This is a genomic window from Streptomyces sp. NRRL S-337 (assembly GCF_000720175.1).
GTDB classification, from domain to species: domain Bacteria; phylum Actinomycetota; class Actinomycetes; order Streptomycetales; family Streptomycetaceae; genus Streptomyces; species Streptomyces siderophoricus.
Genome location: NZ_JOIX01000003.1, coordinates 20,896 through 43,915, shown reverse-complemented (window position 1 = coordinate 43,915; position 23,020 = coordinate 20,896). Strand labels below are relative to the sequence as shown.

Genomic DNA, 23,020 nt, shown 5'->3' with positions numbered 1-23,020 from the left:
TGCTCTCCTCAAGGCATGGATGCCTTCCCCCCGCCGCGCCGCGGCCGCTCCGTCCGCGCCTGGTCCCTCGCCCTCGCCCTGCTGCTCGGACCGGCTCTCGCCGGTTGCGGTACGACCGAGCGGCCGGAGTCACCGGCCAAGGCGGCCGCCGGCTCCCCGGCCCCCAAGGCCGACACCACCCACCAGCAGCTGCGGGTGGACGGCCGCACACGGGAGTACCAGCTGCACCGTCCCACCGTGCGCGACGGCCGGTCCCGGCCCCTGGTCATCGCCTTCCACGGCCGCGGCTCCACCGCCTCGTACCTGCGCGAGCAGACCCGCCTGGACGAGGACGCCAGGGCCCGCGGCATGCTGATCGCCTATCCCGAGGGCCTGGGCAAGCTGTGGGGGGCCGGCACCCGGGCGACCGCGCGGCGACCGGACCCGGACCTCGACGTGCGGTTCACCAAGGCGCTCATCGCCGAACTGGTGCGCACGGAGCGGGCCGACCCCAAGCGGGTCTATGTCGTCGGGTTCTCCAACGGCGGCTCGATGGCCCTGCGCATGGCGGCCCAGAGCCCCGGACTGCTGGCGGGAGCGGCCGCGGTGTCCGGCGAACTCCCCACGGGGAACGCCGCGGTCAAGCCCACCGGACCGGTACCCCTCATGATCATTTATGGCGCCGACGATCCCGTGCGCCCGCTCGCCGGAATGCCCCACCCCTCCCCGGCCCCCGCCGGCGAGGAACCGGTCACCCCGACCATGTCGGCCCACGACAGCGCCGCGGCGTTCGCGGCCGCGGGCGGAGCCACCGCATCGGCCCCCGCGACCACCAAGGCCGAAGCCGGCTACGACCGGACCGTGTGGCGCCTGTCGGCCCCCGGAGCGACCGTCCAACTCCTGGTCATGCACGACGCGGGACACAGCTGGCCGGGCTCGCGCATCAAGCCGCCGGCGGGCTTCGGACGCACCAGCACCGCGCTGAACGCGACCCGCACGATCCTCGATTTCTTCCACATCTGAAGACCGGGCTCCGGCCCGCCCGGCCGACCGGCCCGACCGCCCCGCCCACCAACCTCCCTGCCAGACAAGGACTTTCCGATGCCCCGATCCGGATACGCCGCCTCCGCCACCACCCGGCGTCGCAGACCGCGCCCCGTGGTCCGCACCGTGACCTCGGTGGCGGTAGTGAGCGCGGTCGTCGTGGGCGGGTCCTACGCGGCCGGGCTCGGCCCCTTCGCCCGCGGTGCCACCGACCCCGAGCCCGCGGCCCTGGCCCAGGCGCGGGCGTTCCTCGCCGACTGGGCCGCCGGGCGCCTGCCGAACGCGGCCGGCCGCACCACCAGACCCGCCACGGCGCAGGAAGTGCTGCGCAACTTCACCGCCGGCCTCGACATCCGCCGTCCCACGCTCACCGCGGCGGCGGCGCCCACGCAGGCCGAGGACGACACCGTCGACGTGCCCTTCACCGCCACGATGCCCATAGCCGGCCTGGGCACCTGGACGTACCGGTCGAAGCTTCCACTCCGTCAACAGCCCGACGGGAGCTGGAAGGTGGACTGGTCGCTGTCGGTCGTCCATCCGCGGCTGAGCGGCACCAAGAAGTTCCACCTCGAACGCGAGGACACCGGCGCCAACCCGGACGTCACCGACCGCAAGGGCGCGTCCCTGTCGGCCGCCAAGTTCCCCTCGCTCGGCCCCGTCCTGCACCAGCTCGACGCCGGTACGGGCGGCGCGCGCGGGGCGATCCAGCTCGTCGACCGGGCCACCGGGAAGGTCGAACGCACGGAGGCCACCTTCGCGAAGAGGCCCGGCCAGCCGGCCCACCGGCCCGTCCGCACGACGCTCGACGCCACCTGGCAGGCCGCCGCGGAGAAGGCCCTCGCCGCCGGTGCCCACGGCAAGAACGCCTCGCTCGTCGCCCTCCGGGTCGACAACGGCGAGATCCTCGCGATGGCCAACTCCCCGTCCTCGGGCTTCAACCGCGCCGTTTCCGGCACCTATGCGCCTGGCTCCACGTGGAAGATCGTCACCAGCAGCGCCCTGTTGCTCAAGGGTGCTGTCGCCCCCTCCGACGTCGTCGACTGTCCCAAGTACCTCACGGTGGGCAAGGAGTTCCACAACGTGGAGACCTCCGAACACCGCAACGCGACCTTCCTGAAGGACTTCACCGAGTCCTGCAACACCGCGTTCATCAGCCTGCGCGGCAAGCTCGGCGACCGGGAACTTGGCGACGTCGCCGGCAAGTACTTCGGCGTCGGCCAGAAGTGGCACGTGGGCATCGCCTCGTACGACGGGTCGGTGCCGGTGCCGCGCGACGAGACCGAGCAGGCCGCCTCGATGATCGGGCAGGGCAGGATCCAGGCCAACCCGCTGATCATGGCGTCGGTCACCGCCACCGCGGTCTCCGGCACCTTCCACCAGCCCTCGATCACCCACGGGAACCGGGACACCACGACCACCACACCGCTGCCCCGCAAGGTCGTCGCCCCACTCCGCACGATGCTGCGCACCACCGTCACGGACGGCACGGCGCGGGTCCTGTCCGGTCTGCCCGGCGACATCGGCGCGAAGACCGGCACCGCCGAGGTCTCCGACGACGAACCCAACAACGGCTGGCTCGCGGCGCACCGTGGCAACGTCGCCGTTGCCTGTGTCGTCGAACAGGGAGTAACCGGCGGCGGCTCGGCGGGTCCCGTCATCCGCGACCTGCTGAGCGCCGTGCCCACCGATCCCTCATGACGGCGGCGGCTGTCCCGCTCAGAAGTCCCGGCCGTCCGCGACCAGGTTGCAGGCCTCGCCGAAGGGAGCGGGGAGTTCGCCCCGGGCGCCGCTGAGGTCGACGTCCGTGGTCGGGTGGGCGGCCCGCAGCCGCTCCATCAGTTCAGGTCCCCTGCCGGTCGTTCATGCCTTGTTCAGGTACGCGAGGACCGCGAGGACACGGCGGTTGTTGTTGTCATCATCGGTGATGCCGAGTTTGCCGAACATGGACGTGGTGTATTTGCTGATGGCGCTGTCGCTGAGGAAGAGCCGCTGGCCGATGGCCTGGTTGGACAGTCCTTCCGCCATCAGGCCGAGCACGGAATGTTCGCGTTCGGTGAGCCCTTCCAGGCGGCGGTTCGAGGAGCCGCTGGACAGCAGTTTGGCGATGACGGCCGGGTCCATCGCCGTCCCGCCCCCGGCCACGCGTGCCAGCGCATTGATGAACTGATCGGCGTCGAAGACGCTCTCCTTGAGGAAATAGCCGATGCCGCCGGCACCGTCGGCCAACAGCTCGCGGGCATATAGCTGTTCCACGTGCTGGGAGAGGATCAGGACCGGCAGCCCGGGCAGTTCGCGGCGGGCAGCGAGAGCGGCCCGCAGGCCCTCGTCCGACTGCGTCGGCGGCATGCGGACGTCGACGACGGCCACATCAGGCCGCCACGTCAGCAGCGCATCGAGCGTCTCGGGTCCGGTGGCCGCGGTCGCCACCACCTGGTGTCCGTACGCCTCGATCAGGCGGACCATCCCGTCACGCAGGAGGTAGAGGTCTTCGGCTACAACGATTCGCATGGCACCACCATTCTTGCGCGGGTCGGGCCGCCTGCCGGACTGCTGATCTCCAGGGTGCCGTCGAAGACCGCGAGACGACGGCGCAGCCCGGCAAGTCCGCCGCCCGCACGCTCGCCGGCTCCGCCGCGGCCGTCGTCCGCCACCTCGACGACGAGGCCGGTGCCGTCCAGTGCGAGGGAGATCCGGGCCCGGGTCGCACGGGCGTGCTTGACCGCGTTGGTCAGCAGTTCGGCGATACCGAAGTAGACGGCGGACTCGATGGGCGGGTCCAGGCGGAGCCGGAGGTCGGCGTGGACGTCCGCTTCCAGCGGGCTGTCCAGGGCGAGGGCGCGCACGGCGTCGATGAGCCCCCGCTCGTTGAGCACCGGCGGGTTGATGCCCCGGACCAGTTCGCGCAGTTCGGTCAGTGACGTGGCGGCGCCGGCCCGTGCCTCCCGCATCAGCGTCCTGGCCCGGTCGGGGTCGGTCTCCATCAGCTTCTCCGCAGTCGCCAGCGAGAGCCCGAGCGAGACCAGGCGGGCCTGCGCACCGTCGTGCAGGTCCCGCTCGATCCGGCGGATCTCCGCGGCCTGCGCGATGGTGGTGTCCGCGCGCTGGGCCGTCAGCTCGTCCACCCGGTCCGCCAGCGCCATCGCCGGCGACGGGCGCAGGAAGCGGACGGCCACCGGCTCGACGGTCCGCCAGGCGTACGGGGCGCTCGCGACGGCCAGGACCAGGCCGAGCACCCCGGCCAGGCGCAGGGGGAGCTCCGGCCGGCCGAGGCCGAGGGCCGCCGCCGCGACTCCGGCCGGCGGGACGGCGGCGGTCACACCGACGGTGAGCGGCGCGATCGCCATGAACCGCAGGTCGCGCCAGGTCGCGGGATCGCTCCACCAGAGCCGCCACCGCTGCTCCTGGCGGGCGTCCCGGCTGCTGCGCCGGTAGGAGAAACCGTTCCACCAGTAACCGGTGGACATCCGCACCACCGGCTCGGCCTGCCGGTATCCGGCGGGAATGACGGTGCCCGTCCACGTCGCGACGAGGTGGCGGACCGTCCGGCAGAGCGGCCTGGACACGGCGAACGTGCCGATGCCCGCCCACACGAACACCGCTGTCCACGCCCACGGGTTCCCCGCCCACCAGACCCCCAGCGCGACGGCGGCCCACACGGCCGGCACCAGCATGCTGACGGCCACCACCACACACGTCCGGACGAACCCCACCCCGGCGCCCGCCACCCACAACCCCAGTCTTCGCATGACCGTCCCTTGTCGCTTCTCATCGCCAGTGCTTCCACTCTGCGCTGCGCACATCCTGATCTCCGCCGGATCGGCCCGGTAGTGGGTCCAGCCCCACTCACCCGTACGTCCAGGCGCATACCGCACCACTCGTGCGCTCCATAGCGTCGACACCATGACGACGACACGAAGCACGAACGACACCGGCACGCACACCACCAGCACCCACGACCTGGGCACCACCGGCCGCCCCTCTGCGGCCGCGGGCCACCTTCACCCTCCGTGCATCCAGTGGGACTTCAGCACGGTGAAGAGACTCGTCGCGGCCTACGGTGCGCTCAGCACCGCCGTCCTCATCACGGTCGCCGTCCTCGCGACCACGGGACATCCGGTGACCTCGTTCATGTGGGGCCGCTCGGGCGGAGTGCTCGCGAGCGCCGCGGTGATCTACTGGATGACCGTCCTCGCCGCACGGGGAACCCGATGGGCCTTTCTCCGGGTGCGCATCCTCTCGGTCCTCATGCCGATCGTGATCGTCGGCGTCGACCTGGTCCCCGGCATCTGTCCGCCGTGGTTCGCCCTGGTCCAGGCCGCCTCCGCCCTCCCCCTCGCCGCAGCCGCTTTCGTCAGCAACGGGTCCCGGCTGCGGGCTGCCTTCCCCAAGAGCTCCTAGGAAAGGATCTTCTGGCAACGCCGTGGTGCCTGCCAAGATCCAGGCATGGCAGGCACTCATCCGAAGATCAAGGACCTCATCATCGACTGTGTGGACCCGGAACGGCTGGCCTCGTTCTGGGCGGAGCTCCTCGGGAGACCGGTCGCGGCCAGAACGGGTCCGTACGTCTGGCTCGCCCGTGGCGAGGGCCCGGGCGTGGGCTTCCAGAAGGTCGCCGAGCCCACGTGCGGCAAGAACCGCCTCCACTTCGACCTGGCCTCGGCGGACCCGGCCTCCGAGCGGGCGCGGATCGAGGCGCTGGGCGGCCGGCTGCTCGACGCGTATGCGGCGGGAGGCTTCCTGGTCATGGCCGATCCCGAGGGGAACGAATTCTGCGTCATTCCGCCCGGGCCGTTCGAGGTCGACGACGACGGGCACGCGCACTACCTCGGCGGCAGCGGCTCATGAGCCGCCGGGCCCCACGTCCGGCACGGTCGCGGTGCCGCACCGGACGTGGGGTTCGCTCACCGGGTGCTCAGGAGGAGCTGGTGGGAAGCGTGGCGCGGACGTTGCGGGCCGCGGTGACGAGGTTCTCCAGCGAAGCACGCACTTCGGCCCAACCGCGGGTCTTCAGGCCGCAGTCCGGGTTGACCCACAGCCGCTCCGGCGGGAGGGCCGCGAGCCCCTTGCGCAGCAGGGCCGCCGCCTCGTCGACATCGGGGACACGGGGCGAGTGGATGTCGTAGACGCCGGGTCCGGCCTCGCGGGAGTAGCCGGCCTCGGCGAGTTCGCCGGCGATCTGCATGTGGGAGCGGGCGGCCTCCAGGCTGATGACGTCGGCGTCGAGGTCCTCGATGGCGGCGAGGATGTCGCCGAACTCGGCGTAGCACATATGGGTGTGGATCTGGGTGTCCGGGCGTACGCCGCCGGTGGTCAGCCGGAACGCCTCGGTGGCCCAGGCCAGGTACGCCGGGCGGGCGTCGGCGCGCAGCGGCAGGGTCTCGCGCAGTGCCGGCTCGTCGACCTGGATGACCGACGTCCCGGCCGCTTCCAGGTCGTTGACCTCGTCGCGCAGGGCGAGGGCGACCTGGCGGGCGGTGTCGGCGAGCGGCTGGTCGTCGCGGACGAAGGACCAGGCGAGCATGGTGACCGGGCCGGTGAGCATGCCCTTGACGGGGCGGCCGGTGAGCGACTGGGCGTAGGTCGTCCAGCGCACGGTCATGGGCTCGGGACGGGCGAGGTCGCCGGCGAGGATCGGCGGGCGGACGTAGCGGGTGCCGTAGGACTGGACCCAGCCGTGATGGGTGGCGAGGTAGCCGGAGAGCTGCTCGGCGAAGTACTGGACCATGTCGCTGCGTTCGGGCTCGCCGTGTACCAGGACGTCGAGCCCGGCCTTCTCCTGGAAGGAGATCACTTCCTGGATCTCCGCCTTGATGCGCTCCTCGTAGGCGGCCGCATCGATGCGCCCGGCCCGCAAATCGGCCCGGGCGGTGCGCAGTTCGCCGGTCTGCGGGAAGGAACCGATGGTGGTCGTCGGGAGCAGCGGCAGCGAGAGCTGGGCGCGCTGTGCGGCGGCCCGCCGCTCGTACGGCTGCGAGCGGCGGGTGTCGCGGTCCGTGACGGCCGCGGCCCGGGCGCGTACGGCAGGGACGCGGGTGATCGGCGAAGCGGCACGGGAGGCCAGGTCGGCGCGGTTGGCGGCGAGTTCGGCGGCGATGGTCTCCGTTCCGCGGCCGAGACCACGGGCCAGGGTGACGATCTCGGTGGTCTTCTGGCGGGCGAAGGCCAGCCAGCGCAGGATCTGCGGGTCGATGTCGTGTTCGGCGGCGGTGTCGAGGGGGACGTGCAGGAGGGAGCAGGAGGCGGCGACGTCGACGTGGCCGGCGAGCCCGAGGAGGGTGCCGAGGGTGGACAGCGACTTCTCGAGGTCGTTGATCCAGACGTTCCGGCCGTTGACCACTCCGGCGACCAGCCGCTTGCCGGGCAGTCCGCCGACGGCGGCGAGGTCGTCGAGGTGGGCGGCCGCGGGCCCGGTGAAGTCCAGCGCGAGCCCGTCCACCGGGGTCCTGGCCAGTACGGGCAGGGCCTCCCCCAGGCGGTCGAAGTACGAGGCGACCAGGAGCTTCGGCCGGCCGGTGAGGGCGCCGAGCTCACGGTAGACGCGCTCGGCGGCGTTGAGTTCGGCCGGGGTGCGGTCCTGGACGAGGGCGGGCTCGTCGAGCTGCACCCATGCGGCGCCGGCCGCGTGCAGGTCGGCGAGGACCTCGGCGTACACCGGCAGCAGGCGGTCCAGCAGGGTGAGCGGCTCGAAGCCGGCGGCGACACCGGGCGCGGGCTTGGCGAGCAGCAGGTAGGTGACGGGGCCGACGAGGACGGGGCGCGGGGTGTGGCCGAGCGCGAGGGCTTCGCGCAGCTCACCGACCTGCTTGGCCGAGTCGGCGGCGAACACCGTGTCCGGGCCCAACTCCGGGACCAGATAGTGGTAGTTGGTGTCGAACCACTTGGTCATCTCCAGCGGCGCGACGTCCTGGGTGCCGCGGGCCATGGCGAAGTAGCCGTCGAGCGGGTCGGCGGCGACGGCCTCCCGGTGGCGTTCGGGGATCGCGCCCACCATGACGGTGGTGTCCAGGACATGGTCGTAGTACGAGAAGTCGCCGGTCGGGACCTCGTCGATGCCGGTGTCGGCCAGCTGCCGCCAGTTGGCGCCGCGGAGCTCGGCGGCGGTCCGCCGGAGGGCGTCGGCGGTGACCCGGCCCGTCCAGTACCCCTCGACGGCCTTCTTCAGCTCCCGCCGCGGGCCCTGCCGGGGGTAGCCGTACACGGTGGCCCGAACGGTCGCGGCCGCGGACTTCCCGGCCCCTGTCCCTGTCGCTGTCACGGTCACAAGAAACTCTCCTTCGCGAGCTTGTCTCCTACGGATCCCGGAGACGGAACGGAGGCGCGAAGGACGAACGAACCGGACGCAGCGGCCGAAGAGTTCAGGCACCGCGGGCCACTGTCCGGTCTGTACGCCGACCCGCCCTCGAAGGTCACCGGAATGTCCGCACGTGATCCCTCACGCGCGGGCAACGGGCAGGTCTTCGGACTCGCGGGCACATCCACCCCTCGTATGAAAGGCGGACACCTACTGGCCGTCGCTTCCCAGGCCCGTCCGGGCCCAGTGCGTATGACGGCGCTCGTTCCCACTCACCGCTGCGGGGCAGTCCCGGAATCCCACCGGGTTCCCTCTTACGACGCGCCTGCCTGGCGGACAGGGCGAACCAGCTGCCCGACCAGCCTAACGCCCCTCAGCGGCTATCGGCCTGTCGCGGCCGGCCGGTATTCGGTGAGCAGGAGAGCGATGTCGTCAGCGCGGTAGGAGGAGCGCTGGGCGTGGTGGAGGAGGCGGTCGGCGAGTTCGTCGAGGGAGTCGGCGCGGGCGTGGGCCATCGAGGTGCGGAGGTGGTCGATGCCCACGTCGATGGGGGTGCCGCGCTCCTCGACCAGGCCGTCGGTGTAGAGGGCGAGCGCGCAGCCGGGTGGCAGGTCGACGCGGGTTTGCGGATAGTCGCTGGAGTGGTCCACGCCGAGGAGGGGGCCGGTCTCCAGGTCCAGTACGTCGGTGTGGCCGTCAGGATGGCGGAGCAGGGGCGGCGGGTGACCCGCGCGGACGGCCCAGGCACGGTGGCCGACGGGGTCGAGGCGGAGGTAGCAGCAGCTGGCGAGGAGGCCGGTGCCGAGGTCGATGAGGGTGCGGTTGGCGCCCGCCAGGACGTCGCCGGGGGCGTGCCCCACCGCGACGAACGCCCTTACCGCGCTGCGGAGTTGGGCCATGGTGGCGGCCGCCGCGATGCTGTGTCCCTCGACGTCCCCGATGACCAGGGACACGCCGTCGGTGGCCGGGATGACGTCGTACCAGTCACCGCCGATGTCCATGCCGCTGGTGCAGGGGAGGTAGCGGGCGGTCGTCCGCAGGCCGGGCAGGACCGGGAGCCGGTGCGGCAGCAGGGCCTGTTGGAGGCCGCGGGCGAGGGCGAATTCGGAGTCGTAGAGCCGTGCGCGCTCCAGGGCCTGGGCGATCAGGCCGGCGAGCGCGGTGAGGACGCTGCGGTCCTTGGCCGTGAAGTGATGGATCTCGTCGAAGCCGAGGACGCAGGTGCCGGCGGGGCGGCCGGAGGCGATCAGCGGGAGGTACGCCCAGGAGTTCACACCACCGACCGGGATGCCGGGGTAACCCTGGGAGAGGCTCTGCTGTGACTCGATGAAGAGCGGGACCCCGGAGGTCAGGGTTTCGGTGCCGGGCAGCGGCGCGTGCAGCGGCATGCCGTCCAGCCAGTCGAGGAAGCCTTCGTGGTGGCCGGTGTGGAAGATCAGCTGCATCATGCCGTCACGGACCGCGTAGAGGGCGAGTTGCTGGCCGCCGAAGGCCGGGAGGAGCTGGTCGGCGACGACTTCGCAGACCTGGTGGGTGGTGACCGCCTCGGTCAGCGCACTGCCCAGTTGCAGGACGTGGTACATGACGCCCAGCCGGGCCGGTGCGGCGGCCGCGGTGGTGGAGGAGGCCGGAGCGGTCGGCGAGGCCGGCTGGGGCGGTGCGGTCGTGGTGGGCGGCCCGGCGGGTTCCGGGGCGGCGTCCGGGCGGCCGGTGGGGACGACCCGGCCGGTGACGCCGCTCGGGTCGGGGTGGAGGGAGAAGGCGAGCCACTGGTCGGGCGGGCGGCAGACGAGGAAGGACGTCGGCGTCTGCGAGACCATCGCCGACCGGTGCTGGTACTCGATCGCGGGGTCGGACAGCCACGGCAGGGCGTCCCACAGGCAGTGTCCGACCACCTCCTCGTCGCTGACGTCCAGCAACTGCTCCAGGCTGCGGTTGGCGTAGCTGACCCGGCCGTCGGGGGTGAGGGAGAACAGTCCGTCCCGCAGGCGCTCGACCGCCGCGGCCGCCGCGTGGCCGGCCCGTGCGTCGATGACCACTCCGACGAGGTGGGTGCGCGCCCGGTCACCCGGCAGATCGGGGACCCGGCCCCAGAGCACCACGGTGCGGTACCCCTCGCTGCTGCCGTGCCCCTCACCGCCACCTTCCGCGCCACCGCCCGGCCCGGCGCCCGCGCCCTCGCGTACCCGCAGGGCCCGGGACACGACCCGCCCCTCGGCAGCCGCCGTACGGGCCGCGGCACGGAACGCGGCACGGTCGCCAGGATGGAGACGCGAGGCCAGGGTGTCCGCCCGGGCGTCGAAGGTTTCGGGGTCGAGGCCGAAGATCGCGCAGAAATCGCCGTCCGCGGTGAGGGTGCCCGCGGCCAGGTCCCAGTCGAACAGGCCGGCCCGTACGGCCGGGGCGTAGGGGGCCGGGGTCTCGACCGGGGCCGTGCCCGCATCGGCCTCCAAGGGGTCGCCGGTGCGGTCGCGCAAGGCCGCCAGGGACGCACCGAGGCGGTTGGCGACGGCCCGCAGATGGCGCCGCTGGGTCTTGGTCAGCCCGTCGCTGCCGGGCGGCGCGGCCCATACGACCGCGAGCGCACCGAAGGTCTCCCCGCCCGCGCCCACCGGCACGGAGCAGGAGCCGAAGGCGTACGGCAGGGCCACCGCGAGCTGGGGGAAGCGGCGCATGGTCTCGTCGGCGTCGGTCAGGTGGATGGTGCGCCCGGAGCCGTAAGCGACCGCGACCGGTATCGGGCTGCTCACCGGAACGAGACCCCAGCCGCCCAGCAGGGACGGCGGCACCCCGCAGGTCGCGGCGAGCACCAGGGAGCGGCGGTCGCGGGAGCGCAGGAAGACACTTCCGGCGTAGGCGCCCGCCCCCTGAACGGCCTTGACGGCGGCTGCCGCCAGCAGGTCGTCGCGCTCCGCCGTCTCCTCGCGCACGGTCGACCGGCCCATGCCTCCAGTGTGCGCAGAGGCGGGCCGGGCGGCCCAGACGGTGACCCGACGCGAAGGGTCCACTACGGAGGGTGCGCGAGGGCGTCGTGGCGTCGAAGGCGCCGGGCGGCCGGCGGCCGGATCACGCTTGGGCGAGCGCCTGCCGGCGAGGTCGGCTGTCCGGGCCGTCTCAGGGCTGGGTGTGTCAGTGGGCGCGTCAGGGCTGGGCGTGTCAGGGCTGGGCGGGGGCGGAGGGGCCCTGGTCGGCCGCCTCTTCGTGGGGTTCGCCCAGTTCCCACCCTCGGAACACGAAGAACACGATCAGGACGCCCCCGCAGACGATCGCCCAGTCGGCGAGGTTCATCACGCTGAAACCGCGGACGGAGATGAAGTCGACCACGGCGCCCTGGAGTTGGCCGGGAGTCCGGAAGAGACGGTCCGTCAGGTTTCCCAGTGCACCGCCCAGCAGGAGACCCAGGGCGATCGCCCACGGGACGCTGTAGAGACGGCGCGCCAGACGAACGATCGCCAGGGCGACGGCCACGGCAATCACCGTGAACACGACGGTACTTGCCCCGCCCATACCGAACGCCGCACCGGAATTGCGTATCACCCGCAGCTGCAGCCAGGCACCTATCACGTTCACCGGGTCGTGGTGTTCCAGCTTCGCCACCACGGCCAGTTTGCTGAACAGGTCGACCGCGTAGGCCAGGCACGCCACCGCCAGGAGGAGCGGAATGCGCCGTTTTCCCTTGGTCTCCACTCCCCCGCGCCCGCCCTGGCCACCCGCCGCCGCGCCCCGCCCCGGATTCGTCACTTTCGGCCCCCTCGACGTCTGCATGTTCCGCCCATGATCGCTCATGCCGCCCGCGGGGCCGGGGCATACCCGCGACTCACTTCGCCCTGCCCGAACACCTCCGGCCTGCCTTCCGGAAGACCGGAAGACAGGCCGGATCAGAGAGATCGGAGAGGTGCGACCGGACGGTCCGCCGGGATCAGACCGCCGGCGACACCGGGTAGGTCGGGTACTCCACCCCGGAGACGTGCTGGACGACGCGGATCACCTGGCACGAGTAGCCGAACTCGTTGTCGTACCAGAGGTAGAGGATCGCGTTGTCGCCGTCGACCTTGGTGGCGCCGGCGTCCACGATCGAGGCGTGGCGCGAGCCGACGAAGTCCATGGAGACGGCGTCGGGGGCGGTGGTGAAGTCGATCTGGCGCTTCAGCGGCGAGTGCAGGGAGACGTCGCGGAGGTAGTCGAGGACCTCCTCGCGGCTGGTCTCGCGGCCGAGCCGCAGGCTGAGGATCGCGATCGAGACGTCCGGCACCGGCACGCGGATCGAGCTGCCGGTGATCGGCGCCTTGAGGTCGGGCAGCGCCTTGGCGACGGCCGAGGCGGCGCCGGTCTCGGTGATGACCATGTTGAGCGGCGCGGAGCGGCCGCGGCGGTCGGCCTTGTGGTAGTTGTCCAGCAGGTTCTGGTCATTGGTGAACGAGTGGACGGTCTCCACGTGACCGCGCAGCACGCCGTACTCGTCGTCCATCGCCTTCAGCGGCGGCACGATCGCATTGGTGGTGCAGGACGCGCAGGACAGGATCTGCTCGTCCGGCTTGATCATGTCGTGGTTGACGCCGTGCACGATGTTCGGGACGTCGCCCTTGCCCGGAGCGGTCAGGACGACCTTCTCGACACCGGGGCGCAGGTGCTTGGACAGGCCCTCGCGGTCGCGCCACTTGCCGGTGTTGTCGATGAGGATGGCGTCCTTGATGCCGTACGCCGTGTAGTCGACCTCCGAGGGGTCGTTGGCGTAGATCACCTTGATCGAGTTGCCGTTGGCGATGATCGTGCTGTTCGCCTCGTCGACGGTGATCGTGCCCTGGAACTGACCGTGGATGGAGTCACGGCGCAGCAGCGAGGCCCGCTTCACGAGGTCCTGGTCGCCGCCCCCACGGACGACGATGGCACGCAGCCGCAGGCCGTTGCCCGAGCCGGCCTTCTCGATGAGCAGGCGCGCGACGAGGCGGCCGATGCGGCCGAACCCGTAGAGGACGACGTCCCGCGGGGCGCAGCGCTCGATCTTGTCGGCACCCGTGGCACCGGCGACGGCCTCGGCGGTGAACTCCGCCACCGAGAGACCGCGGTCGTCGGCCTTGTACATCGCGGCGAGCATGCCGAGGTCGATCTGGGAAGGCCCGAGGTCGAGCGCGGCGAGGGCCTGCAGGAACGGCATCGTCTCGGTGACCGAGAGCTCCTCACCGGCGATCTGCCGGGCAAAACGGTGCGTCTTGAGGATGCTGACCACCGACTTGTTCACCAAGGAGCGGCTGTGAAGCAGGACCGTGACGTCCCGCTCCCTCTGCAGCTTCCCGATGATCGGGATCATCGACTCCGCGATCTCCTCGCGGTTCTTCCAGTTGGTGAACGAGTCGTCGTTGACAGTCACAGGTTTATCTTTCGAGCTAGGCGGTGCTCATATGCTAACCCCTCGACTTTTTGATCATTCAAGCGGTCCCACCTGAACGGGATCCCGCCAGCACCCCCATGACCAACCAGTGAGCGAAATGTCCCGCTTTGCCGCGTAAGTGCAGTGCGTTGTGAGGCGATTCACCCGATCCGCTCCGGTCGCACTCCCGGCCCCAGCAGCACCCGACGCGACCCGCCTCCCCCGGCCCGACGGACCACCGCCCCGCGGGGACCGAAAACGACGTTGCAACGGCCGCTGATGATCATTAAGGTCAACCGGGTGACTGCCGGGTCGGCCATGGGCCATTCAACAGTGAGGCTCCCGGCCTCGGCGTGAGCCCGAGGCGGGCAAGAGCCCCGCCCCCCTTCTCCGCGTCTTCTCGCTCCCGGCGCCCCCACGCGGCGCCCTTCCCAGCACTTCCCAAGACCCGGAGACACACCAAGCCATGCCGTACGACCCGAACCAGCACTCCCACCCGTCCGAGCTGCCGACCACCGTCGCCCAGCTCAACCACACCGCCGTCTACGCCAGTGACCGCCAGCTGTCCGCCGAGTTCCTCGCCGCGATCCTGGGCCTCAAGGTCAGCGCACCGTTCGGCCCCTTCGTGCCCGTCGACCTCGGCAACGGCGTCACCCTCGACTACTTCGAGAAGCGTGACGAACCGATCCAGTCGCAGCACTACGCCTTCCTCGTACCGGACGCACAGTTCGACGCCATGATCGCCCGTCTCGAAACGCTCGGCGTCACCTACTTCGCCGACCCCCATCACACCGAACCCGGCCGGATAAACCGGCTCTTCGGCGGCCGCGGCGCGTACTTCGTCGACCCCGACGGCCACAACATGGAGATCATGACCCGGCCCTACATCCGTCCGTAGGTTCGTCGCCAGGCCTGCCGGTCCGGGTCAGCACCCGGACCGGAAGGGCCAGTTCACCGGCCGGCGGGGCCCGTTCACCGGTCGACAGGGCCAGTCCACCGGTCGATAGGGGCAGTCCACCGTCCCTAACCGGCCGGCGTTTCCGCGGTGGCGGCGGGGGTGGTGTCGTGCCCCTCCAGCAAGCGGTTGCGGAACAGGTCGAGCACGCCGTCCAGTGCGGCGCGGGTCGGCTGGCCCGGTTCGTCGATGAGGTGCTCGGTGAGTACGGAGTGCGGCCGCAGCACGGCCTCGGGGTTCGCGGCGTCGTCGTCGAGTTCGACCGCGAGGAACGCGTCGCCGAGTTCGCGGCGGAGGAAGGCGAACCGGTCGCCCGGCACCAAGCGGTCCGTGCGGAAGCGCAGCCCCATGACCTGAAGGCCGTCGCGTTCGCAGCGGGTGCGGACGGCGGCGAGGTCCTCGCGGGAGATGTCGATGCCGGCGGCGCGGTCCTTGGTGACGGGCAAGGGCAGCGAGGGCTGGGACAGGACGGGGGCCACGAGGCGCTCGTCCACGGCCATGGCCAGGGCGAAGCCCCCGGTGAGGCACATACCGACGGCGCCGACGCCGGGGCCGCCGCAGCGCTGGTGCTCATGGGCGGCCAGAGCCCGTAGCCAGGTCACCACGGGAGAGGACTTCCCGGTGGCCAGCGTGGTGAATTCGCGGCTCACGCACACCTTTCCCAGGGAAGAGGCCAGGTACGTGGCGGACTTGAGCCGACGGCCGGCCTCGAAGTCGGCGGGGCGGCCGGGCGTGCCGAAGAGCACCGGGAGGACGGCGGTGCAGCCGATGGCGGCCACCCGTTCGGCGAAGTGCAGCACCTTGGGCGTGATCCCCGGTATTTCCGCCATCACGATCACCGCGGGGCCGGTGCCGCGACGCAGGAGCTCGCGGGTGACTCCGTCGTGGGTGAAGGCGTCGCGGTCAAAGCCGGTCGGGTGCTGATCTGCTGCCATGGAGTGCCCCATCCTGTCCTGGTCAAGTGCCGCGCGGTGCCTTGGGAGTTGGATCATGATGCCGGTCCCGCGGTGGGAGCGCAGCGGTGAGCATCACGGCAGTGGTGAGGATCACGGCGAGGTGCGGGTCATGGCTGAGGTGCGGATCATGGCAGGGGTGAGGAACACGGCAGGATGAGAGTCTCGGCAGCGCGGTTGCGGGCCGTGTTTCCGCTCCCCCGTCCCTCAAGTGGCGCTCTGTGGATGGCCTGCCGTTGCTGAGCGGGGTGGCCAGGACTGGGGGGCGAGGATGCCGAGGACGTAGGCGCGGGCGACCAGGGCGCATCGGGTGGGGGCGTTGAGGAGGTCGCGCAGGCGGCTGAGGTGGTAGTCGACGGTTTGGCGGGAGAGGCGGAGGGAGGTGGCGATCTCGGCGTTGCTGCGGCCCGCGGCCAGGAGGGAGAGGATCCGTACCTGACTGGCCGTCAGCGGGGGATGGGGTTCGTGGGCGAGGCTCTGGTGGGTGATCACCGCCCAGACGCTGGCCGCGCGGGACGGGCCCCGGCCCACGGTGGTCAGGTGCAGTTGGGCGCGGCGCTGGCGACCCCGGCCGTCGACGAGGACGGTGGAGGTCTCGACGCGCCGGCTGCGGCGGGCTATCAGGGCGTGCCAGCTCCGCCGGAGTGCGGGTAAGTCCGGGGCGGGCGCGAGCAGGGTGTGGGCCCGGCGGCCCACGAGGTCGGAGAGCCGGGTCTGCAGGAGTTCCGCGGCTGCCGCGCTGGCCTGGAGGATCCTTCCCCCGGCGGAGATCAGGGCGCACGGCAGACCGCTGTGGTCGCGCAGCGCGTACAGGTTCTCCTCGGCCTGTTGGCGCTGGTGGAGGGCGCGGGTGTGGTCGCTGATGTCGATGTAGATACCGGCCACACAGGTCTGGGTGCCCTCGTGTACGGGGAAGCGGTGGCCGGCCGCGTGGCCGGTGGTGCCGTCCGAGCGGTGGTAGGTGAGGGTGTGCCGCACCGGTTTGCCGCGGGCCAGCACCTCCTGGTCCAGGGCGAGCACCCGGTCGGCGTCGGCCGGGGCGTCGACCTGGCGCACGTCCTTGCCGATGACGTGCTCGGGGGTGGTTCCGTAGAGGTGCGCGTAGGCGTGGTTGGCCCATACGTAACGGCCGTCGGGGTCACGGATGAAGGCCGCGGCGGGGGCGAGGTCGGCGAAGGCGTCGTAGCGGCGGGTGGTGGTGGCGGGCGGGGAAGCAGGGGCGGGAGCCGGGGGCGGGGTCGGCTCCGGGCCAGGGGCTGAAGCCGATTCCGTGGCCGGTTCCGTGGCCGGTTCCGTGGCCGGTTCCGGGGTTACCTCGACCGCGATGCCGCGGAGGCGGTCCTGCCGGGCTGGATCGAGTGGCCAGTTCACGTCGAAGACCCGGCCGTCGAACCGCGCGCGCCAGTGGTTACCGGTCCGCGAGTGGTCACCCGTCCGCCAGTGGTCACCGGCCTTCCGGTCGTCGGTGGCCCGTGGTGTGTCTGTGCCCCGCGAGGTGTCGGTGGCCCGAGATGCGCCCCTGGCCTGCGAGAGGTCGGTCGCCTGCGAGGGGTCGAGTGCCTGCCATTGGTCCGTGACCGTGTCGAGGAAGCGCTGGGCGGTGCGGGTGTCGTCGAAGGCTCCTCCTCCGCTGTCGATCACCCGTAGCTCGCGGTCGGCCTCCCACCAGGACACCGGGAGGTGTTGGAGCAGCGACTTCAGACCGGTCTCGTCCACGACGGCCTCTCTGTGACGAAGAGACGGAGAGATGGCGGGGCGTTCGGCCACCTGGCGTCCCGGGCCGGCTCGCCCCTGGCATGCGTATCCCCTGCCGCTACGCCGTATGCCCGGTTCTCGGCCTATCTGGTGGGCGCGGGGCCCCATACGGCATCACAGAACTTTCACAGCCGCTCGGCGAACTCCACAACTCTGGCGTTTGCCTGAGCGTTCGGCGCCCGAGACGGCAGATCGGGCACCGTCCCGGTGGTTCTCTGGAAGTACCGCGGCGAGGCAGTCAGCCGCCGCGACAACAAAGGCCGTTCCCACGGCCCCTCCCCGCCTGTGAAGGAGTCGGATTCCAGTGAGCACGGTGCTGTTCGTGTATGCCAAGGGTGGGCCGCCCTTGGGGTATGCCCTGTCACGGGTCGCCGCTCGGTCGGCAGTGCACCTGCTGGCACTCAGCACGCTTCCGCCCACCGTCGCCGCCTCCGCCGAGCACCGGTGCGCGTCCGTACGGACCGCCACCGGGCCCGAGCGGGGCGACCTGGTGTCCCTGATCGTCTCCCGGGCCCAGGCCGTGGGCGCGGACGCGGTCATCACCTTCTCCGAGTACGCCGTCGTCGCGGTCGCCGAGGCCTGTGAGAAGCTCGGCCTGGCCGGCGCCGGCGCCTCCGGTGCGCTCGCCCGTGACAAGCGGCTGATGCGCCGGGTCTGGGACCGGCAGGGCATCGCCCAGCCGCGGTTCCGCCCGGTGGCCGACGAGCGGGAGCTGCAGGACGCGGCCGCCGCGCTCCGCCTCCCCGTACTGCTGAAGGCCGCCTGGAGCGCCGGCTCCACCGCGCACCGGATCATCCGTTCCACCGACGAGGTCCCGGCTGCCTGGCAGCGGGCCCGCGAGGTGATGGCCGAATCCGCCGAACTGGGCTACGCGGAGCTGCACGTGGCCGACGCCGGGGCCGACTTCCTGGTCGAGGAGATCGTGCCGGGCACCGCGGACGGCTGGTTCGACCAGCCGGGCTGGGGAGACTACGTCAGCGTCGAAGGCGTCGTCGTCGACGGCGTGTTCCGACCGGTCTGCCTCAGTGGCCGGATGCCGACGGTGGAACCGTTCACCGAACGCGCCGGCATCACCCCGGCCGCGCTGCCGGCCGACGCCCAGCAGCGCGTCGTGGCCCTCGCCCGCGAGGCCGTCGACGCGCTGGGGCTGGAGAACTGCGGTACGCACACCGAGATCAAGCTCGGTGCCGACGGCCGGATGTGGGTCATCGAGACCGCCGCCCGGTTCGGCGGGGCGATGACCGTGCCGCAGATCGAGGAGGTCTTCGGCCTGGACCTCATCGGCATGCTCATCGACCATCTGCTGGGCCGCCCGGTGTCCTGGCCCGCGCAAGCTCTCACCCCGCAGGAGGCGCGCGGTGCGGCCGGCTCCCTCGTCGTACTGGCCGTGGACGGCGCCGGTGACGCCTGGCCGGACCGGCGGCGGTGGGACTTCCCGACCGTACGGGACGCGGTACCGCTCAGCGCCGGCAGCCGGCTGTCCGTAGTGGCCGAGAACTCGCTCCCGGACGGATCTCCGGTCCCGGTGTACGACCCGGCCGCTGGCGCCAACACGATGGCGGCGCTGTGCCTGTTGTCCGCCGCCGACCCCGAGACCGTGCTCCATGACTTCCGGACTCTGGTGGACGCGTTGCCATCGGTGCTCCCCCTGGAGGAGAAGCACGAGGAGACGGAGAAAGCCAAGACGGACAGGCAGTGCACGACGGAGACCGCGGAGGCGCGCTCATGACACTCACCATGACCACCCCCCACGACCACACGACCGCCTGCGACCGTACGACCATCGGCGCGCACCTGGCCCTCCCGCTCTTCCACACCCTCTGCGGCACCCTGGCCGGCCACCCCTTCCTGAAGGTCGTGGTCGACCGCGCCGAGAACACCTGGCACCTGCTGGACGCCGCCGTCCACCCCTTCCACGTCGACTACATCGCCACGCGCGTCCTGGGCATGGAGCTGGCGGAACTCGACGCCTGCCTGGACGCGTTCAACGCCTCGGTCTACGCCGACCCGGAGCGCAGGTTCCTGTTGGGCGTGCTCTCCCTGCACACCGACACGGGCGCGGGGACGGCGGGCGCGGGGGCGGACGCGGGCACCCACATGCCCACCGGCCGCCGGGCGCGCCCCTTCCTCGTGCTGGAGACGACCGAGGCCGACACCATGAGCGGCCCGATGCTGGAGGAGTTCTACACCTTCGTCCGCCACCGGCTCGACAGCCGGCTGCCGCTGCTGCTGAAGCCCGCGAACCACGGCCAGGAGCACGCGCTCGCCGCGATCAGTGACGTCCGGGTGCCGCGGATCCTCAGCCACCAGCTGTTCGGCAGCCGCACCCGCACCCCGCTCAACCCCGGCGAGGCCGTCGGCCGGCTGCGCCACTTCCGTACCGCCCGGGAGTACGAGCAGTACGCGGCCGGTGCCGGCCCGCTCGGCGGGTCCGACATCGTCGCCATGCCGTGCCTGCCCGACGACGTACCGAGGGTCGCCGGCTTCATCAACACCGCGCCCACCACCCCGCTCTCGCACACCAACGTCCTCGCGTCCGGCTGGGGCATCCCCAACGCCATCATCCGCGACCTGGACCAGCTCATCGAGGCGGAGGAACTCGCGGGCGCATGGGTCCGCTACGAAGTGCAGGACGACGACATCACCCTCGTACGGCTCCCTCAGGCCCCGGCGTCGCTCCGCCAGGCGTCGGGCTCGACGCTCTCCCCACTGCTTGCCCCATCATCTGCGGCGCTCACCCAGACGTCGGCACCGAGCGTGTCAGACCGGCGGCCGGCGCCCCGGATACGGCTGGAACCCCCGCTGCTGCACGCCGACATACCCGCGCTGCCCCTGCACCAACTGCGCCGCACCGACCAGAACCGCTACGGCACCAAGGCAGCCAACCTCGGGGAGCTGCACCACGTCCTGGCCGGTGGCGAGGACATTCCGGCCGGTGAGTCCGAACACGCCGGCCAGGGCCCCGGCCACACCATCGACCTGACCGCGTACTACGGCCGCCCCAGGCCTCCGCGGGCCAACCTCTACGCCCACCTCACCGCGCGCCTCACCGCCCGCCTGGGCCTCTCCGGCCTTCCGGTCCTTCCTGGGCTTTCTGACCTTCCCGCCCTTCCTGAGGGCGCGCGAGGCGCCCAACTCCGCGCAGCTGCCCGGGACTTCGTCCGCGCCACAGTCACCGCTCCGGACGGCATCGCCCTCCCGTTCGCCCTGCAGCACCGTTTTCTCACCTCCTCCCCCGCCCTACAGCAGGGCATCGGCGACCTGAAGGCCGCCCTGGCGCGCGGGACCGTCGACACGATCGACCCGCTCTGCCGGCGGCTGCAGCACCTCATCCAGCACGCCGCCCCGATGCCTGACGACGTGGCCCGTGCCATCACGGCCGCCCCCCAGGCGCTGCCCTCCGGTGCGTCCGGTACCCCCGGCCGGCTCGTGGTGCGTTCGTCCTCCAACGCCGAGGACCTGCCCGGGTTCTCCGCGGCGGGGGTGTACGACTCGGTCACGGCGGTGCACGGTGCGGACGAACTCCTCGCCGCGGTACGCCGGGTGTGGGCGTCCCTGCTGTCGCCGCGCAGCGTCCGGCTGCGCCACCAGGCGGGCATCTCTCCCGACGACACCTACATGGGCGTGATCATCCAGCGCTACCAGCCCGCGGGCCTCGGCGGCGTGCTGGTGACCTGCAACCCGACCCGGCGCGCGGATTTCCGCAACGTCTACCTCAACTGCTCGTCCGGCTCCCCGGAGAACGTCGTCGACGGCACCGCCCTACCGCTGCAGTACCTGTACAACACGGTCGAAGGCGGCGGCCGCACCGTCGCGCTGGGCTCGTCCGCCGAGGACCTGCCGGCCGCCACCCGCGAACGACTGGCGGACCTCGCCCTGACCGGCCGGCTACTGCAGTCCCATTTCAGCGGTACAACCCCGACCGACGGCCCGGACCTGGACGTGGACCGGCCATTGGACATCGAATGGCTGATGACCGATCAGGGCGACTTCCACCTGGTCCAGATCCGCCCCTACGCCGCCCGATGAGCCGCCACCTCCCCGGCCCCTGGGGCCTCAGTCGTGCGGGCAGGCGCGCGAAGGCCACGACGGGCGCGCCGCCCCTGCCACCCCGGGCCCGCCGCATCATCCGCCTGAACAACGGCTTCCAGCTCCTGTTCAACCTGCTCTGGTGGATGCCGGTGTTCTACGCCTACCAACGGCAGGCGGGACTCACCGACGGCCAGATCTTCGGCATCCAGAGCATCTACTACACCGCGTTCTGCCTCTTCGAGATCCCCACCGGACTGATCGCCGACCGCATCGGCACCCGCAACTGCCTGCGGGCGGGCGCGGTCGTCATGACCGCGGCCAACCTCGCCCCGGTCTGGGCCCCCAGCTACACCGGCTTCCTCGTCCACTTCTTGCTCATCGCCGCCGGCCGCTCCCTGACCTCCGGTGCCGCCAGTGCGTACCTCTACGAGGGCCTGCGGGCCGAAGGTGCGGGCGCCCACTATCTGAAGGCCGAGGGCCAGGCCCGCGCGCTCGGCCTCGCCGCGAAGGTGCTGTGCTGGCCGCTGCTCGGTCCGCTGATGGCCCTGGCGCACTCCGCACCGTACGTCCTGAGCGCGGCCAGCGCGGGCGCCTCCCTGGTCTGTGCCGTACTGCTGCCCCGCCAGGCCGCGGCCGACCCGGCCAGGGGCCGAAAGCGCGCCACGGGCCACGAGGCGGCCGCCGCCCTCCGCGCCGTCCGCAGCACGCCCTGGCTCGCCCTGGTCATGGTGCAGGGGGTGGCCCTGTTCACGCTCGCCCGTATCTGCCAGGTCAATCTCTTCCAGCCGGTACTGCTCGACCACGGCATCGGCGAGAGCTCGCACGGCACCGTGCTGGCCGCCATGACCGTCGCGGAGGCGGTGGCCTCGGCCCGTCCGCAATGGCTCACCTCGCGGCTCTCCCCGGTGGCATGGGTGTCGCTGCTCAGCCTCGCGATGGCGGCGGCTCTGGCGGGCAGCACGCTGGGCGGTCCCTGGACGACCGTCGCGCTGCTGTGCGTGTTCGCCGCCGTCACCGGCCTCGCGTCCCCCCTCCAGCGGAAGCTGGTCAACGACGCGGTCCCCGCGGGCGCGCCCCGCGCCACCCTGCTGTCCGTCGAGAGCCTCGTCGACCGCGCGGTGTGCGCTCTGGCGGCCGTCGCCGCAGGCGCGTACCTCTCGGCGCACCGCCTGGACGCCCTGTTGTGGCACAGCGCGCTGGCCACCGCCGTCCTGCTGGCCGTCCTCCACCTGCTCCTACGACGTCACGGCAAGGCCCGTACGGCGAAGGGCGGGGCCCGTGCGGAGAACGGCGGGACCCGTACGGAGAGCGGCGGGGCCCGTGCGGAGGGCAGCCAAGCGGAGACGGGCCGTACCGACGAGATCCGTCCGCTCGCCACAGCAGGAAAGCCCTGACTCCCGCGCCCATACTGGAGGGGTGCGTACTGGAGGGGTGCGACAGCCAGACCGGCCGGCTGAGCCTTCTGGCCCGGCTGGACCGGCTGGACCCGCTGAGCCTTCCGGACCGGCTGAGCCTTCTGGACCAGATGCACCTTCTGGACCAGATGAGCTTTCTGGACCGGCTGCCGGGCACTACGGTGAAGACGCCTTCCGGCCGGAGGAAGCCGGCGAGGCAGAGCGCATCGACCTGGGAGCGCTCGCCTA

Annotated in this window: 16 protein-coding genes and 1 riboswitch; of the genes, 8 read left to right on the top strand and 8 right to left on the bottom strand. The window is 71.8% G+C overall.

All coding sequences use genetic code 11. From position 1 onward, the window contains the following. The first annotated feature begins 15 nt into the window (after window positions 1-15). Window positions 16-1,002 carry an alpha/beta hydrolase family esterase gene (locus IG62_RS0104315; protein WP_030797763.1) on the top strand — a complete coding sequence of 329 codons (987 nt, stop codon included), beginning with the start codon at window positions 16-18 and terminating at the stop codon, window positions 1,000-1,002. 78 nt (window positions 1,003-1,080) lie between these two features. Beyond that, window positions 1,081-2,721, top strand: coding sequence for a penicillin-binding transpeptidase domain-containing protein (locus IG62_RS0104310; protein ID WP_030797761.1), 1,641 nt, complete (start codon window positions 1,081-1,083; stop codon window positions 2,719-2,721). Between the two features lie 162 nt (window positions 2,722-2,883). Here the strand turns inward: IG62_RS0104310 and IG62_RS0104300 are convergent, their stop codons facing one another. Both IG62_RS0104300 and IG62_RS0104295 read right to left on the bottom strand, forming a co-directional pair. Beyond that, window positions 2,884-3,531, bottom strand: a complete 648-nt coding sequence (locus IG62_RS0104300) for a response regulator transcription factor (protein ID WP_030797758.1) — start codon at window positions 3,529-3,531, stop codon at window positions 2,884-2,886. Then, window positions 3,516-4,769: a sensor histidine kinase gene (locus tag IG62_RS0104295; RefSeq protein WP_030797755.1), complete on the bottom strand. Its 1,254-nt coding sequence runs from the start codon at window positions 4,767-4,769 to the stop codon at window positions 3,516-3,518. Before IG62_RS0104295 ends, IG62_RS0104300 begins: the two co-directional genes overlap by 16 nt. Window positions 4,770-4,923: 154 nt before the next feature. Between IG62_RS0104295 and IG62_RS0104290 the strand changes: the two genes are divergently transcribed. Beyond that, complete coding sequence (locus tag IG62_RS0104290; RefSeq protein WP_199812409.1) at window positions 4,924-5,421, top strand: hypothetical protein; 498 nt, start codon at window positions 4,924-4,926, stop codon at window positions 5,419-5,421. Between the two features lie 45 nt (window positions 5,422-5,466). Then, window positions 5,467-5,868, top strand: coding sequence for a VOC family protein (locus IG62_RS0104285; RefSeq protein WP_030797751.1), 402 nt, complete (start codon window positions 5,467-5,469; stop codon window positions 5,866-5,868). A 67-nt stretch (window positions 5,869-5,935) separates the two neighbouring features. On the opposite strand, the gene metE is transcribed toward IG62_RS0104285, so the two are convergent. The 4 genes from metE to IG62_RS0104265 all read right to left on the bottom strand — a co-directional run bounded on the left by metE (window position 5,936) and on the right by IG62_RS0104265 (window position 13,682). Beyond that, entirely contained in the window at window positions 5,936-8,278 is a 2,343-nt protein-coding gene (metE, locus tag IG62_RS0104280) for a 5-methyltetrahydropteroyltriglutamate--homocysteine S-methyltransferase (RefSeq protein ID WP_030797749.1), read from the bottom strand. Between the two features lie 175 nt (window positions 8,279-8,453). Beyond that, window positions 8,454-8,680: riboswitch (cobalamin riboswitch) on the bottom strand. A 14-nt stretch (window positions 8,681-8,694) separates the two neighbouring features. Further along, window positions 8,695-11,259, bottom strand: a complete 2,565-nt coding sequence (locus IG62_RS0104275) for a SpoIIE family protein phosphatase (protein WP_030797746.1) — start codon at window positions 11,257-11,259, stop codon at window positions 8,695-8,697. A gap of 211 nt (window positions 11,260-11,470) precedes the next feature. Continuing rightward, window positions 11,471-12,079 carry a signal peptidase II gene (gene lspA, locus IG62_RS41380; protein WP_199812408.1) on the bottom strand — a complete coding sequence of 203 codons (609 nt, stop codon included), beginning with the start codon at window positions 12,077-12,079 and terminating at the stop codon, window positions 11,471-11,473. 154 nt (window positions 12,080-12,233) lie between these two features. Beyond that, on the bottom strand, window positions 12,234-13,682 hold the full coding sequence (locus IG62_RS0104265) for a glyceraldehyde-3-phosphate dehydrogenase (RefSeq protein WP_030797741.1): 1,449 nt from the start codon (window positions 13,680-13,682) through the stop codon (window positions 12,234-12,236). A gap of 466 nt (window positions 13,683-14,148) precedes the next feature. Here IG62_RS0104265 and IG62_RS0104260 point away from each other — a divergent pair, with 466 nt between their 5' ends. Further along, a complete protein-coding gene (locus IG62_RS0104260; RefSeq protein WP_030797738.1) occupies window positions 14,149-14,580 on the top strand; it encodes a VOC family protein in 432 nt (143 codons plus the stop codon). 125 nt (window positions 14,581-14,705) lie between these two features. On the opposite strand, the gene IG62_RS0104255 is transcribed toward IG62_RS0104260, so the two are convergent. Next, window positions 14,706-15,572, bottom strand: a complete 867-nt coding sequence (locus IG62_RS0104255) for a dienelactone hydrolase family protein (protein ID WP_037837753.1) — start codon at window positions 15,570-15,572, stop codon at window positions 14,706-14,708. A 225-nt stretch (window positions 15,573-15,797) separates the two neighbouring features. After that, window positions 15,798-17,306: a PAS domain S-box protein gene (locus IG62_RS0104250; RefSeq protein WP_030797733.1), complete on the bottom strand. Its 1,509-nt coding sequence runs from the start codon at window positions 17,304-17,306 to the stop codon at window positions 15,798-15,800. 343 nt (window positions 17,307-17,649) lie between these two features. On the opposite strand from IG62_RS0104250, the gene IG62_RS0104245 reads away from it, so the two are divergent. The 3 genes from IG62_RS0104245 to IG62_RS0104235 are packed head-to-tail and all read left to right on the top strand — an operon-like array spanning window position 17,650 to window position 22,771. After that, window positions 17,650-19,074, top strand: a complete 1,425-nt coding sequence (locus tag IG62_RS0104245) for an ATP-grasp domain-containing protein (protein WP_078871808.1) — start codon at window positions 17,650-17,652, stop codon at window positions 19,072-19,074. Then, window positions 19,071-21,374 carry a PEP/pyruvate-binding domain-containing protein gene (locus IG62_RS0104240; protein ID WP_030797729.1) on the top strand — a complete coding sequence of 768 codons (2,304 nt, stop codon included), beginning with the start codon at window positions 19,071-19,073 and terminating at the stop codon, window positions 21,372-21,374. The genes IG62_RS0104245 and IG62_RS0104240 overlap by 4 nt, the downstream gene beginning before the upstream one ends. Beyond that, entirely contained in the window at window positions 21,371-22,771 is a 1,401-nt protein-coding gene (locus IG62_RS0104235) for an MFS transporter (protein WP_234326268.1), read from the top strand. The genes IG62_RS0104240 and IG62_RS0104235 overlap by 4 nt, the downstream gene beginning before the upstream one ends. The last annotated feature ends 249 nt before the right edge of the window (window positions 22,772-23,020 follow it).